Source organism: Bacteroides caecigallinarum (assembly GCF_021531075.1).
In the GTDB taxonomy this organism is placed as follows: domain Bacteria; phylum Bacteroidota; class Bacteroidia; order Bacteroidales; family Bacteroidaceae; genus Phocaeicola; species Phocaeicola caecigallinarum_B.
Genome location: NZ_JADYTJ010000005.1, coordinates 62,179 through 76,453 on the forward strand (window position 1 = coordinate 62,179; position 14,275 = coordinate 76,453).

At 40.7% G+C, this 14,275-nt stretch carries 12 protein-coding genes; 1 reads left to right on the top strand and 11 read right to left on the bottom strand.

Features of this window, described 5'->3' with window-relative positions; genetic code table 11:
- Positions 1-13 precede the first annotated feature (13 nt).
- The 8 genes from I6E11_RS02565 to I6E11_RS02600 all read right to left on the bottom strand — a co-directional run bounded on the left by I6E11_RS02565 (position 14) and on the right by I6E11_RS02600 (position 9,378).
- Entirely contained in the window at positions 14-625 is a 612-nt protein-coding gene (locus I6E11_RS02565; protein ID WP_235336250.1) for a phosphoribosylanthranilate isomerase, read from the bottom strand.
- A 150-nt stretch (positions 626-775) separates the two neighbouring features.
- On the bottom strand, positions 776-1,585 hold the full coding sequence (gene trpC, locus I6E11_RS02570; protein ID WP_235336251.1) for an indole-3-glycerol phosphate synthase TrpC: 810 nt from the start codon (positions 1,583-1,585) through the stop codon (positions 776-778).
- Positions 1,586-1,598: 13 nt separating this feature from the next.
- A complete protein-coding gene (gene trpD, locus I6E11_RS02575; protein ID WP_235336252.1) occupies positions 1,599-2,594 on the bottom strand; it encodes an anthranilate phosphoribosyltransferase in 996 nt (331 codons plus the stop codon).
- 107 nt (positions 2,595-2,701) lie between these two features.
- The gene (locus I6E11_RS02580; RefSeq protein ID WP_235336253.1) at positions 2,702-3,265 is read right to left on the bottom strand and encodes an anthranilate synthase component II; all 564 of its coding nucleotides are present in this window, start codon (positions 3,263-3,265) and stop codon (positions 2,702-2,704) included.
- Positions 3,266-3,359: 94 nt separating this feature from the next.
- On the bottom strand, positions 3,360-4,766 hold the full coding sequence (locus tag I6E11_RS02585) for an anthranilate synthase component I family protein (RefSeq protein ID WP_235336254.1): 1,407 nt from the start codon (positions 4,764-4,766) through the stop codon (positions 3,360-3,362).
- A 141-nt stretch (positions 4,767-4,907) separates the two neighbouring features.
- Positions 4,908-6,092 carry a tryptophan synthase subunit beta gene (gene trpB / locus I6E11_RS02590; RefSeq protein ID WP_235336255.1) on the bottom strand — a complete coding sequence of 395 codons (1,185 nt, stop codon included), beginning with the start codon at positions 6,090-6,092 and terminating at the stop codon, positions 4,908-4,910.
- A gap of 265 nt (positions 6,093-6,357) precedes the next feature.
- Positions 6,358-6,726 (bottom strand): dihydroneopterin aldolase, encoded by a 369-nt coding sequence (gene folB / locus I6E11_RS02595; protein WP_235336256.1) that lies wholly within the window; start codon positions 6,724-6,726, stop codon positions 6,358-6,360.
- A gap of 93 nt (positions 6,727-6,819) precedes the next feature.
- Complete coding sequence (locus I6E11_RS02600; RefSeq protein ID WP_235336257.1) at positions 6,820-9,378, bottom strand: adenosylcobalamin-dependent ribonucleoside-diphosphate reductase; 2,559 nt, start codon at positions 9,376-9,378, stop codon at positions 6,820-6,822.
- Between the two features lie 322 nt (positions 9,379-9,700).
- Between I6E11_RS02600 and I6E11_RS02605 the strand changes: the two genes are divergently transcribed.
- On the top strand, positions 9,701-10,441 hold the full coding sequence (locus I6E11_RS02605; RefSeq protein WP_235336258.1) for an NADPH-dependent oxidoreductase: 741 nt from the start codon (positions 9,701-9,703) through the stop codon (positions 10,439-10,441).
- 32 nt (positions 10,442-10,473) lie between these two features.
- On the opposite strand, the gene dnaA is transcribed toward I6E11_RS02605, so the two are convergent.
- From dnaA to I6E11_RS02620, 3 genes are all read right to left on the bottom strand, one after another.
- On the bottom strand, positions 10,474-11,880 hold the full coding sequence (gene dnaA / locus I6E11_RS02610; protein WP_235336259.1) for a chromosomal replication initiator protein DnaA: 1,407 nt from the start codon (positions 11,878-11,880) through the stop codon (positions 10,474-10,476).
- A gap of 335 nt (positions 11,881-12,215) precedes the next feature.
- Positions 12,216-13,103 (bottom strand): MlaD family protein, encoded by an 888-nt coding sequence (locus I6E11_RS02615; protein WP_235336260.1) that lies wholly within the window; start codon positions 13,101-13,103, stop codon positions 12,216-12,218.
- Between the two features lie 15 nt (positions 13,104-13,118).
- Positions 13,119-14,237: an N-acetylmuramoyl-L-alanine amidase family protein gene (locus I6E11_RS02620; protein ID WP_394800089.1), complete on the bottom strand. Its 1,119-nt coding sequence runs from the start codon at positions 14,235-14,237 to the stop codon at positions 13,119-13,121.
- Positions 14,238-14,275 lie beyond the last annotated feature (38 nt).

Genomic DNA, 14,275 nt, shown 5'->3' on the forward strand with positions numbered 1-14,275 from the left:
TCGTATCTGTTTTTTATAGTGTCCTTAATTGTTTTATGAATTTGGCGATTGATTCGGTGTCTTTCAGTCCCGGTTCAGTCTCGAATCCGCTGTTGATGTCTATTCCTGCAAACACCGGATGGCGGAATGATGCAATATGTTCCAGGCTTTCCGGCCTTATTCCACCACTGAGGAGGAATGGAGTCTTGCCGTGATAGCTCTGTGTGAGTCTCCAGTCGAATGTCTTGCCGGATCCTCCGTGTCCTGTGCACGGAGTGTCGAACAGGTAGTATCGGCATAGTCCTTCGTATGGCGATGTTATGGAGTCGGCATTGTCAGTTTTAAGCGAAAAGGCTTTTATTATGTCTATGCCTTCATGACGTATAATGTGACACTGTTCCGGTGTTTCGCTGCCGTGTAGCTGAACCATATCCAGACCGAACTCCTTCACCTTATATAATATATAGTCTGTATCACTGTTCACGAAAACTCCGACGCGGAGTGATGACGATGGCATATAGTCCGGCAATACTTTGACGAAACGTGGAGATGATGGGTGAAAGATGAAGCCTGTCATGTCCGGTTTCAGAATGTCCAATGCTTTGATATTGTCGGCATATTTCATGCCACATACTTTGATAATCATATTTGTATGTTTTGTATTTTGTAAAAATTCCTTTATGAAATTGGTGTTACACGCTCGTGTCACTATCGTTACACCCGGGTGTTACTATAGTTACACGTTCGTGTCACTGTCGTCACACGTTCGTGTCACTCTAATTAAACTGTGGCGTTTTCATTGCTTTACAGCATTTTCCAGTTTTTCAATGAGAGCTTTTAATGCATTTGCAGGATATTCTGTCTTCATGAATGATTCTCCCATTAAAAAACCGTTGTATCCTGCTTGTCGGAGTGCAAGAATGGTGTCAACTCCTGAGATTCCGCTTTCCGATATGTGTGGTATATCTTTTGGAAGTTTCTCTGCAAGGCGGAATGAGTTTTCCACATCGGTATGGAAACTGCCTAAGTTGCGGTTGTTCACTCCGATGAGGTCTATGCAGTCCGATGCATAGCCCAGTTCATTTTCAGAGTGTACTTCCAGTAAGACTTCCAGTCCGAAGCTGTGTGCCATTTCTGCCAGGCGTTTGCAGTCGTTCTTTTCAAGTGCGGCGGCTATCAGCAGTATGGCATCTGCCTGAATGGCTACGGACTGCAATATCTGATATTCGGATATGATGAAATCCTTTCTCAGGATAGGGGTGGAGGGAGCTGAAAGACGGGCTTTGAGGAGGTCGCCTTCGCTACCTCCGAAGAAATCGGTGTCTGTCAGCACTGACAATCCTGCTGCTCCGGCTTCGGCATATCCTCCGGTTATAGGCCTGACATCGGCTTCGCGGTTTATCCAGCCTTTGGAAGGAGAACGTCTTTTGAATTCTGATATTATTCCGGTGGGTGATGACATTATCGAATGGCTGAGACTTAAAGGCTCTCTTGTTTCACGCATGGCAACTATGGTCTCAAGCTGTTTCATACTTACGGCTTCCATTTGTCGGCTGATTTCAATGCGCTTGTTGGCTATTATCTGTGTGAGAATATCTTCTTTCATACTGGTGGAGTGATTATTGGTTTATCTCTATGAATTTCTTCAGTGTCTGCATCGCACGTCCGCTTTCGAGCGATTCGCGTGCCTTGGCTACACATTCCTCTATGGGCAGTTGCGGTTCTATGGCTTGGATGGCGAAGGATGCGTTTATCAGTACACATTCGGTTTGTGCTTTTGTGGCGCAGTTGTCCAGAACATTGTCGAAAATTTCTGCTGCCTCGCAGATGGTATTTCCTCCGTAGAGTTCTTCGCGGCGTGCTATTGTGAAACCGATGTCGGAAGGTTTGCAGATGGTCTCATAGCGGTTGGTCATCACCTTGAACTCGTCGGTGAGGGATATTTCGTCGTATCCGTCAAGATTGTTTACTACGGCGAACCCTATGCCAAGGCGTTGCAGCGTGTTGGTGTAGAGGCGCATAAGTGTAAGGTCGGCTACTCCAAGCAACTGGTATGCAGGGATACAAGGGTTGACAAGCGGACCGAGCAGATTGAAAATGCTTCTCACACCGAGTTCCTTTCTTACGGATGCCACTGTCTTCATGGCCGGATTGAAGAGAGGTGCGTGCATATAAACCATTCCGCATTCTTCCATCGACTTTCTCAGGCGGGAATTGTCGTTGGTGAATTTCACTCCGTGTTCCTCCATCACGTTGCTGGCCCCGCTCACTGATGTGCTGCCGTAGTTGCCGTGTTTGGCTACCTTGTATCCGGCTCCTGCCACCACGAAGCAGGCACATGTGGATATGTTGAATGTATTTTTCCCGTCGCCTCCCGTACCTACTATGTCAATTGGCTTGTATTCGTTCAAATCTACATTGACACGTGTGCTGAGTAGTGCTTCACGGAAACCGATAAGTTCTTCTACTGTTATACCCCTCATCTGGAACACTGTGAGGAGTGATGCTATCTGGGTGTTGTTGTATTTCTCTCCCGTTATGTTTTTCATGAGCGAACATGCTTCCTCGCGTGTAAGTTCCTCATGATTGAAGAGTCGTTTAAGTATTTCTTTCATTGTAGCAGTTTTTATTAAGTTGACGAGTTGACAAGTTAACGAATAGACAAGGTTACCGTCCGGATGGAGAACCTTGTCAACTTGTAACTGTAGCCTTGTTACCTTTATTATATGGAAATCCAGTTCTCAATCATTTTCTTTCCGTCGAGGGTAAGTACCGATTCCGGGTGGAACTGAATGCCTCGTACATCGTATTCCTTATGTCGGATTGCCATTATGTATCCTTCGGCACTGACGGCTGTCACTTCCAGACAGTCGGGGAGCGAATCCCTGTCTACCACCCATGAGTGATATCTCCCTACAGGGATTTCTTCCGGAAGGTCGTTGAAGATATAATCATCTTTGGTTATGCGGATTTTGCTCTGTATGCCGTGATAGACTTCTTTCAGGTTTATAAGCTTTCCTCCGAATGCTTCGCCTATGGCCTGTTCGCCAAGACATACACCGAGTATTGGTTTACGGCCGGAGTAGGTGCGTATCACGTCAAGAAGTAGTCCTGCCTCTTCTGGTATTCCCGGGCCGGGGGAGAGGAGTATCTTGTCGAACTCCTCGAGTTCTTCCATACTGAAACAGTCGTTTCTGAGTACTGTCACTTCTGCGCCAAGTTCCTTTATCAGGTGGCTGAGATTGTATGTGAATGAGTCGTAGTTGTCTATGATTACTATTTTCATATTTGATGTTTTTTTGAAGGTGACGAGTTGACAAGGTTTCCTACCATCCGGATGGAGAGCCTTGTTACCTTGTAACTGAAGCCTTGTCAACTTATTATAATTTCTCCGCCAGTTCAATGGCTTTTCTCAGTGCTCCGAGCTTATTGTTTACTTCCTGAAGCTCGTTTTCCACATTGCTTTTTGCTACTATACCGCCTCCTGCCTGAAACCAGAGCTCGTTGTTGCGGCTTACGAATGTCCGTATCGTTATTGCCTGATTAATACTTTTCCCGTCCAGGCTGATGAAACCTATACATCCTCCGTAAACGCCACGGTTGTGTGGTTCGTACTTGCTGATAAGCTGCATTGCCATTACTTTTGGTGCTCCGCTCAGTGTTCCTGCCGGGAAGGTGTCGATGAATGTACTTACGGCATCGGCTCCGGCATTTACTTTTCCGCTCACACGGCTTACGAGGTGTATAACGTGGCTGTAATATTGTGGCTCCTTGTAGAAATCCACTTTCACTTCGTGGCAGTTGCGGCTCAGGTCGTTCCTTGCCAGATCCACCAGCATGACGTGCTCGGCATTCTCCTTTGGGTCGGCAAGCAGGGCCTCGGCTGCCTTGCGGTCGGCTTCCTTGCTGCCTGTCCTTTTGGTGGTTCCTGCTATCGGGTCGATGCTTGCGATGCCGTCCTCAATCTTGCAGTGTGTTTCAGGTGACGAGCCGAAGATTCTGAATCCTCCGAAGTCGAAATAGAATAAGTATGGCGACGGGTTGATGCTTCTCAAGGCACGGTATAGTTTGAAGTCATCGCCTTCGTATCTCTGTATGAAACGTCTTGACATCACAATCTGGAATACGTCGCCTCTCATACAGTGGCTTATACCGCGGCGTATGTTCTCGCGATGTTCATCATCGGTCAGTGTGCTGGTGGTTTCTCCCACTGCTCTGAAGTCGTATGCCGTAAAATTGCGGTTGTTGATGGCTTTTTCTATCTCGTCTATATGGCTCGGTTCACCTGGTGACTGCAATTCGAGCAGTACCATCTCGCTCTTGAATCCGTGGAAAACGATGAGATACTTATATAATATGTATAAAATCTCAGGCGCGTCGTTCTTCTCGTCGATACTGTCCTGAACGTCTATGTTTTCGAAATAGCGTACTGCATTGAAAGTGGTATAGCCATATACTCCGCAGTATGACGAATATTCACCTTCTATCCCGAAATGTCCGAGGAAAGTATTTATGGCATTTTCCACGCTTTCCTTACTATTTACAGAAATTTCTTCTGTAGTTCCGTCTGGGTAATTGGCGATGGCTTTCCCGTGATTGACACTTATGCTTGCTATCGGGTTGAGGCCGATGAATGATTTGTTGTTTTCCGTTCCGTGATAGTCCGAACTTTCCATCAGTACACTCTGAGGGAAAAGGTCGCGTACTTTCAGATATGTGCTTACCGGGGTGTGAAGATCGCCCAATATTGATTTGTGGATGGTGGTGTATTTGTATTTTGTATTCATCTTTGGATAATTAAAATTAATAATTGGGAGTTGACGAGGTTTCAGTTACGAGTTGACAAGGTTACCGTCCTGATGATTCTAAAAACCAACAACTAAAAACTAACAACTAATAACTAACAACTAATAACTAACAACTAATAACTAGAAACCCTTATACTTCAAATAAGTTTCAATGTCCTTATCACCTCTTCCCGACACTGTAAGTACAACAATATCCGTAGGCTTGAAGTTCATTTTCTCTAAAGCTCCCAAGGCATGTGCCGATTCCAGGGCTGGTATAATGCCTTCCAGAAGCGTAAGCTCATAGGCGGCCTTGATTGCTTCGTCATCGTTTATAGCCAATACTGTGGCACGATGTTCTTTAGCCAGATTGGCGTGCATAGGACCTATTCCCGGATAGTCCAGGCCTGCTGATATGGAGTATGGTTCGAGTATCTGTCCGTTGGCATCCTGCATCACCAGAGTCTTGAATCCGTGAATGATACCTATTTTACCCAGCTGGATTGTGGCAGCCGACATACCGCTGTTCAGTCCTAGTCCGCCTGCTTCGGCAAGTACAATTTTCACTCTCTCATCATCAAGATAATGGAATATCGTTCCAGCAGCATTACTTCCTCCGCCTACACATGCCATCAGATAATCAGGATAATCGCGTCCTTCTTGCTCCATGAGTTGCTTCTTGATTTCTTCGCTGATAACAGACTGAAGTCTTGCCACCATATCAGGATAGGGGTGAGGACCAACTGTAGAGCCTATCACGTAGTAGGTATCGGCAGGATGACAACACCAGTCGCGTATGGCTTCGTTTGTGGCATCTTTCAGAGTCATGTTGCCGGAAGTTACCGGGCAGACAGTGGCACCGAGCATCTTCATACGTTCCACGTTTACGTGCTGGCGTTCCACATCGGTCTTACCCATATACACTACACATTCCATTCCCATCAGTGCACAGACCGTTGCTGTTGCCACACCATGCTGGCCGGCTCCTGTTTCAGCAATGATTCTGGTTTTTCCCATACGTTTGGCAAGTAGTACCTGACCTATGGCATTGTTGATTTTGTGGGCCCCCGTGTGGTTCAGGTCCTCTCTTTTCAGATAGATCTTGCAGCCGTATTTCTCTGAAAGTCGCTTTGCAAGATAGAGTGGGGAAGGGCGTCCCACATAGTCTTTCAGCAACTGTGCGTATTCTTTCTTGAATCCTTCGTCCTCAAGAACTCTTGAGTATGCTTCCTGAAGTTCGCTTACACATCTGTGGAGTATTTCGGGGATGTATGCTCCGCCGAATTCTCCGTAATAACCTTTTTCGTTTACTTGGTAAGATTTCATATCGATAATGTTTTAATTGTTTCTGAAAATGCAAAAAAGCAGAACGGGCTGCCGTAAAGTACGACAGCCCGTTCTGCTTTTATATCCTTATATCTTATGTTTGGTATATATACATACGACTGATTCCCTTACGACTTTTGGAGTTGTAAGTGGTGCCACCAGAAGAATGTATTTACCAATGAAATTCTCATATATGTTATATTATTTATTGTTTCTGCGACAAATGTATGCATTATTTTTTATAATGCAAACGTTTTGATGTTTTTTATTGAAAATATTTCACTTTTATCCCTACTTCTTTGCAGTCGGCTCCCATTGGGGGATTTTCCTTGAAAATGGTTATTTCTATACTTTTTATGGCAGTAAAATCATCAAACAGACGTTTTGAAATTCTGTAGGCGAGGTGTTCCAATAGTTTTGATGGAACTGACATCTCCTTTTTGACAGCTTCGTGTATTTCTGCGTAGTTTATAGTACCGTCAAGATTGTCTGTCATAGCTGCTTCGTTGAAATCTGTCTCTATGTTCAGACTGACCTTGTATTCGGCTCCAACAGTATTTTCTTGTGGCATAACCCCATGATAGGAATAGAATTTCATCTCATTAAGGATGATGTTCATTGATTTAGCTTTCATATATGATTGTAGTTTATTTAAAGGAAAAGGCGAAGAACTCCGTTTTTACGCGTCTATTCTTCGCCTGAATTTGTCATTTATGTTTTTAAGTTTTTATCCGCATCTTGAAGAACCGCAGGTAGTACATATCAGACATCCTTCCTGATAAACCAAAGTTTCGTTTCCGCAATTAGGGCACTTCATTCCCTTAGCCTCTGTTCCGTCCTGTACATATTTCTTCAGAGCACGTTCTACACCGTTCTTCCATGTGTTGATATTTTCGCTGTCAAGCTGAAGTGAACCTACAAGTTTGATAACCTGGTCGATAGGCATTCTCCAGCGCAAGACTCCTGAAATAAGTTTTGCATAGTTCCAGTATTCTTTGTTGAAACGTTCAGACAGTCCTTCTACAGTCATCTTGTAGCCGCGTTTGTTTTCGAACTGGAAGTCGTAGCGTTTATTTCCGTTTTCATCAATATTCTTTATAATCTTTCCGCAAGTTACTGATTTCGGGAGTACTATACCTTCTTCATCATCTTGAAGACCTGTGAATATTTCGTATGGATGTCCGTCAAGCAATCCTACGAATGCCACCCATTTTTCTTTGTTGTTCTGGAAACGTACAACGTCAGCTTCAAGCACTTTAGGTCTTACTTCTACCACTTCAGGACGTTTGCATCTGCATTCTTCTTCTTTTTCTTTACGTTTTTCTTCCTTGTCGGTTTTCTGAGTTGATACGAGAACTCCTGCACGCGAGCCGTCGCGGTAAACTGTACATCCCTTACATCCAGAACGCCATGCTTCTACGTAAAGATTGTTGACCAGTTCTTCGTCTACCGTATTTGGCAGGTTGATAGTTACACTGATTGAATGGTCAACCCATTTCTGGATACGTCCCTGCATCTTGACCTTCATAAGCCAGTCAACATCATTGGATGTAGCTTTATAGTAAGGCGATTTTGCTACCAACTCGTCTATTTCTTCTTGAGTATAGTTCTTTGTAGTGTCCAGACCGTTGATTTTCATCCAGGTAAGGAACTTGTGATGGAAAACTATATATTCTTCAAAAGCATCGCCTGTTTCGTCTACGAAATCAATTCTTACGTTCTCGTCGTTAGGGTTGACTTTACGGCGTCTCTTATATACAGGCATGAATACAGGCTCTATACCTGATGTAGTCTGAGTCATAAGACTTGTTGTTCCTGTAGGAGCGATTGTAAGGCAGGCAATGTTTCTACGTCCGTATTTTACCATTTCTTCGTAAAGAGCAGGATCGGCTTCTTTTATACGGTTTACGAAAGGATTATTCTTTTCTCTTTCGCTGTCGTAGATTTCGAAAGCGCCGCGTTCTTTAGCCATAATAACTGATGAACGATATGCCTCAATAGCAACTGTTTTGTGTACTTTTTCAGAGAATTCAGTAGCCTCTTCAGTTCCATACCTTAATCCCATAGCAGCTAACATATCCCCTTCGGCTGTAATTCCTACTCCGGTACGTCTTCCAAGCCCTGACTTTCTGTAAATCTTTTCCCAAAGGTGACGTTCTGTATTCTTCACTTCATCGTTTTCAGGGTCAGAATCAATCTTTTCAAGGATAAGACCTATCTTTTCAAGTTCCAGATCAATGATATCGTCCATTATTCTTTGAGCATATCTTACATGTGTTTTGAACAAGTCAAAGTCAAAATATGCATCCTTGGTAAATGGATTTACCACATATGAATATAGATTTATAGCCAGCAATCGGCATGAATCGTACGGACACAATGGAATTTCACCGCAAGGGTTTGTAGATACAGTTCTGAATCCAAGGTCTGCATAGCAGTCTGGTACGGATTCCCTCAAAATTGTATCCCAAAACAGAACTCCCGGTTCTGCTGATTTCCAAGCGTTGTGTACAATTTTTCTCCAAAGTTCGTTAGCATTTATTTCTTTGACGAACTGTGGCTTTTCTGAGTCTATCGGGAATTTCTGTATATAAGGCTTGTTGTCAACTGCAGCCTGCATGAATTCATCGTCAAGTTTTACCGAAACATTTGCTCCTGTAACCTTGCCTTCTGTCATCTTGGCATCAATGAATGATTCCGAATCCGGATGTTTGATAGACACACTCAGCATAAGAGCACCTCTACGTCCATCCTGGGCAACCTCTCTTGTTGAGTTTGAATAACGTTCCATGAAAGGAACAAGGCCGGTAGATGTAAGTGCAGAGTTTTTTACAGGAGAACCTTTTGGACGAATGTGCGAAAGGTCATGACCTACACCACCCCTACGTTTCATTAATTGCACCTGTTCTTCATCGATACGGATAATAGCACCATACGAATCAGCCTGTCCGTCAAGTCCGATTACGAAACAGTTGGATAATGAAGCAACCTGATATTCATTTCCTATACCGGTCATAGGGCTTCCTTGAGGAACTATGTATTTGAAATGATCAAACAAGTCAAACAATTCCTGCGAAGTCATACCGTTAGGATAGTTTGCTTCAATTCTTGCTACTTCATTGGCCAGACGCCAATGCATGTCATTGGGGGATTTTTCATAGATGTTCCCAAATGAATCTTTTACTGCATACTTGTTTACCCAAACGCGTGCAGCCAGTTCATCTCCATTGAAATACTCTAATGAAGCTTCGTATGCCTCATTGTAGCTGTAAGTTTTTTTTTCCACGATATTATCTGTATGAATATAATTATCTTTTTTATGTCTCTTGACTAATATTACTATGTAGATTTTTCGAAATACGATTGAGTTATGCAAAGCTATCAATGTTTTTCTTATAAGCAAAGAAAAATCATATAAAGTTATCAACAGAAAATGAAAGTTTTCCACTTTTGATTTGTAAACCACTGATTATTAGTAGAATATATATTTTGTGCAATGGTAAAGTTTTCTGTTTTGAAAAACAATGAAATCTTTTTTATAATAATGGTTTTTTAAATGGAATAATATATATATTTGTGTTATCTTTGTAAAAAATGATTTTAAACTTATGGAATCTATAAAAAACAGAAGGACAATACGTAAATATAAATCACAGGATATTCCTGCTGATTTGTTGAATGCTCTCATCGAAGAGGCTTCTAGAGCTGCTACTATGGGTAATATGCAGCTTTATAGTGTTGTGATAACCCGTAGTGAAGAAATGAAGTCAAAATTGGCTCCAATGCATTTTAACCAACCTATGGTGACTAATGCTCCGGTAGTATTGACATTCTGCGCAGATTTTAATCGTTTCAGTCTGTGGTGCAGGCAGAGAAAGGCAGAACCAGGGTATGATAATTTTCTGTCGTTTATAAATGCTCTTTCAGATACATTGTTATTTACTCAAAATTTCTGTACATTGGCAGAAGATGCAGGTTTGGGTACTTGCTATTTGGGGACAACAATCTATAATCCCGAACCAATTATAGATTTGCTGGAACTCCCGGAATTGGTCGTTCCTGTGGCAACGATAACTGTCGGATATCCTGATGAGAGTCCTGCACAACCGGATAGACTACCTTTGAAGGGAATTGTTCATGAGGAAGTTTATCACCAATATTCACCAGAAAACATTGATAGCATATATTCATATAAGGAGTCTCTTCCTGAAAATCTTAATTTTATATCTATAAATAATAAAGAAACACTTGCACAGATATTTACAGATATAAGGTACAAAAAATCAGACAATGAATTTATGTCGTCCGGTTTGATTAAGGTTCTGAAACGTCAGGGCTTTTTCGAATAAAAAAATAAGCCGCAATATTGCGGCTTATTTTTTTATCTTACTCTTAAAGTAGTTTCTATTTCATCTATTTCGGCTTTAAACGCTTTGTCTACGTCTACCTGGTCTTTTACTATTTTACACGCGTGTAAAACTGTTGCATGGTCTTTCTTTCCAATCATTTGTCCAATTTTTGACGATGATGTATCTGTATGTTTTTTTGCAAGATACATTGCAACTTGTCTCACTTGAACTACTTCTCTTTTTCTTGTCTTTGTGTGAATTGTCGAAGTATCAACTTTGTAGTATTCACAAACTTTCTCTATGATGTCTTCAACTGTTACCGGTTTAACTTCAGCACATTTTACAGCTTTTCTTACTATTCTTTGTGTAAGTTCAATGTCAATGTCGCGTTTAAACAGGATTGATTGTGCAAGTAATGAATTTACTATACCTTCAAGTTCACGTACACTTTCATTTACATTTTCAGCAATATAGCTTATAACGGATTCTGATATTGTCAAACCGTCTTGACGTATCTTGTTGCGTAAAATGTTTTTACGTAATTCAGTGTCCGGCTTTTCTAGTTCAGCCACAAGTCCCCATTTGAAACGTGTGAGCAGACGGTCTTCCATTCCTTGCAACATAACAGGAGCACGGTCGGAAGTTAATATAAGTTGTTTGCCGTTTTGGTGTAAATGGTTGAAAATATGGAAGAATGTATTTTGTGTCTTTGTAACACCGGCAAATTCCTGTATATCATCAATGATAAGCACATCTATTGTCTGATAGAATGTAATGAAGTCATTGAAGTGGTTTGTCCTTACAGAGTCCGTGTATTGTACCTGAAACAAATGTGCGGATACATACAAAACTCTCTTTTCCGGATATAGTTCTTTAATGCGTGTACCGATTGCGTTTACTAGGTGAGTCTTTCCTACTCCCGACGGACCGTATATGAACAGTGGATTGAAGGTTCTTGCAGGGTTTTGTGCCACAGTTTCTGCTACAGTTCTTGAGAACTCATTACTGGTTCCTTTAATGAAATTGTCAAAGTTGTAATTAGGGTTTAGGTGTGGATCTAAATCTTGTACAACTTGTGCCTGTAAAGGGTTAGGAGTCTTATTTGCATTTTGTATATTCCCCTGTTGTACAGCCTGAGATCTTTTTTTCCCTTCTATATTTACTGTTATCTGGTTTGTCTTGTCTGTCAGTATAGAATACATCAACTCCGTACCTTCTCCAATTTCTTTATATATGGCGGCACGAAGTAACCCAACGTACTTTTCTTCCAGATATTCATAGAAGAAAGGACTTGGTACCCCTATAGTCAATGCTTTGTTCTCATATTTCAGAGGAACAATAGGCTCAAACCATGTTTTAAAAGCTGTTGCGTTGACATTGTCCCTTATGAACATAAGGCACTTGTTCCATAACGTAATAGCTTGATTCCCTTCAATCATATTTTAATTTATTTCTACAATCTAAATTTATTAAGCGAATTATCTACGTTGCAAATTTCGTAATGAAAATCTAAAAAAACAAATAACTATTTTTCTTGTTTTTCTAAAAAATACTATAACTGACTGATTATTAGGTTTTTGTGTGCGTGAGCCGTACTAACTCATATAATTTTGTTATAGCTTTGTAATATCTTGAAAATTAGATTATTATTTGTTTTTAATATATGTGTAATATTTCTTATGTATAAATATAACTGTCTGAAAGTCAGTTTAAAATGCGCGTCATTGACGCACTATTTAGAATTGTTGTTATTTAGAAGTTTTCTATATAAGGATTATTTCTCCTTTCTTCCGAAGAGAGAGAAATGAACATATCTTTTTGGGTGTTCCTGAAGGTCTTGAAGCAATGAAGCGGCATTGGCAGAAGTTGCTTTCAGGTTGTCGTATAGTTCAGTGTCATTGAATAATAGCCCAACAGTATTATCCTTATTGTTCAGTTTGTTTGTTAATGCATATACATTCTTCAGAGTTTGGTCTATCTTGTTGAATGTTCCGGCATAGTCTATACCTTTCAGATTTCCGCTTATCACTTTCAGGTCTTCCGAAATAGTAGTCACATTACTTGCCAGGGTAGGTATATCGTTGCTCATCAGTTTTTCCAGGTTACTGCTTGTCTGGCTTAGGGAAGCAGTGATTTTTTCTGCATTTTTGATAGTGTTTCCTAAAGCAGGATCTGCCAATATTCTGTTTAGTGAAGAAAGGATAGAGTCAAGTTTAGGCATCATTTTTTCCATTTGTGGTAAGAGCACTTCCTCTGCTTTTGCCATGATACCATTGTTGGCATATCCTTCTATTGTATCTCCCGGTGCTACAGTTTCGGTTTCACCATAATTCATTATTAAGTTCATTTTTACTGTTCCCAGCATTTCTGTTACAAGCTCAGCTTTGCTTCCTGCAGGTATTTTTATGTTCTTGTCCATTTCTATTTCAACGACAATATGTCCCGGGTTGTTCAGATTATACTGAATATCTCTCACCAGTCCCACTTTATAACCGTTGGCATATACCGGACTTGACAGAGCCAGACCATTCACTTGTGTATAGTCTACATAATAATAGCTCTCAGATTTGAACATGTTTATTCCCTTAAGGTAGTTTATACCCACGAAAAGTATTGCAAATGCAGCTATTGCAGCTATTCCTATTTTAAATTCTTTTCTCATAATTCTTTTTCTGTATTATTTGTTATTCTTAAATTCTTTTATCGCCTGATTGGTATTTATTTTTATTCCATTTTTAAATGCAATTATAAATGCATCTTTAAATTTAGGGTCAACTGTTTTTCTTTTTATTTGTAATATTCTGTTATAATCTTCATCTTCGGCATATGTGTATTTTATCATACCGTTTTCTTTGTAATAGCTTACATTCTTCAAACCTTTGAACTGGGAACTGTTTGCCGGAATGACTTTGTCGGAAGCCAGTATCTGTATCTTGAATACAGGTTTAGAATTGCTGTCCGGTTTGGTTGCCTCAGCTTTAGTCTCCTTGGTTGTTTCCTTTTTGATACCGGTCGTTTTGGTTTGCGTGATATTATTCTTGTAGCTCAGGAAAGCGTTAAAAATAGCTTTTGCCAGTTCGGACGTACCTTTATCCGATAACAGATAAGTTTCTTCTGATGGATTCGATATGTATCCAAGTTCTACAAGGACACTCGGCATGGAAGTTTCCCTTAGAACAAGAAATCCCGCTTGATGTACCCCTTTATCCACTCTGTTGCAATCCTTGAATTGCTTTTGGATAAGTGTTGCGAAATTAACACTCTGTTCCATGTTCTTATCTTGCATGAACTCAAAAATAATGTAGCTCTCAGAAGAATTAGGATTAAATCCGGCATATCTCTGTTTGTAGTCATCCTCTATTAATATTACAGAGTTTTCTTTCTTTGCCACTTCCAGATTTTCTTCTGTTCTATGTAGTCCCAAAGTGTAAGTTTCTGTACCTCTTACATGAGAGTTTTTTCTGGCTACAGCATTGGTGTGAATGGAAATGAAAAGATTTGCTTTTGCACTATTTGCTATATCCGCTCTTTTATGTAGTGGAACGAATACATCAGATTTTCTGGTGTATACTATTTTAGTATCATTGCAATTCCTTTCTATTAGTTTCCCTAATTTTGTTGCTACATTCAGGTTGATGTTTTTCTCTTTTCCTTTTCTGCCTACGGCTCCCGGGTCATTCCCTCCATGTCCGGGGTCTATAACAACCACAAATCTGTCGTTGCTGGTCTCTGCATTTACATAAATGCAAAGAAATAATATAGACAAAAATAAAATCAGTTTGTGAAAAATATTCATTCTATCCATAATGTAAACAAATCCGTGCAAAGTTAATA

Coding starts and splice junctions, on each gene's coding strand:
- I6E11_RS02565 (WP_235336250.1), bottom strand. CDS start 625: ATGATTATCAAAGTATGTGGCATGAAATATGCCGACAATATCAAAGCA.
- trpC (WP_235336251.1), bottom strand. CDS start 1,585: ATGAAAGAAGATATTCTCACACAGATAATAGCCAACAAGCGCATTGAA.
- trpD (WP_235336252.1), bottom strand. CDS start 2,594: ATGAAAGAAATACTTAAACGACTCTTCAATCATGAGGAACTTACACGC.
- I6E11_RS02580 (WP_235336253.1), bottom strand. CDS start 3,265: ATGAAAATAGTAATCATAGACAACTACGACTCATTCACATACAATCTC.
- I6E11_RS02585 (WP_235336254.1), bottom strand. CDS start 4,766: ATGAATACAAAATACAAATACACCACCATCCACAAATCAATATTGGGC.
- trpB (WP_235336255.1), bottom strand. CDS start 6,092: ATGAAATCTTACCAAGTAAACGAAAAAGGTTATTACGGAGAATTCGGC.
- folB (WP_235336256.1), bottom strand. CDS start 6,726: ATGAAAGCTAAATCAATGAACATCATCCTTAATGAGATGAAATTCTAT.
- I6E11_RS02605 (WP_235336258.1), top strand. CDS start 9,701: ATGGAATCTATAAAAAACAGAAGGACAATACGTAAATATAAATCACAG.
- dnaA (WP_235336259.1), bottom strand. CDS start 11,880: ATGATTGAAGGGAATCAAGCTATTACGTTATGGAACAAGTGCCTTATG.
- I6E11_RS02615 (WP_235336260.1), bottom strand. CDS start 13,103: ATGAGAAAAGAATTTAAAATAGGAATAGCTGCAATAGCTGCATTTGCA.
- I6E11_RS02620 (WP_394800089.1), bottom strand. CDS start 14,237: ATGAATATTTTTCACAAACTGATTTTATTTTTGTCTATATTATTTCTT.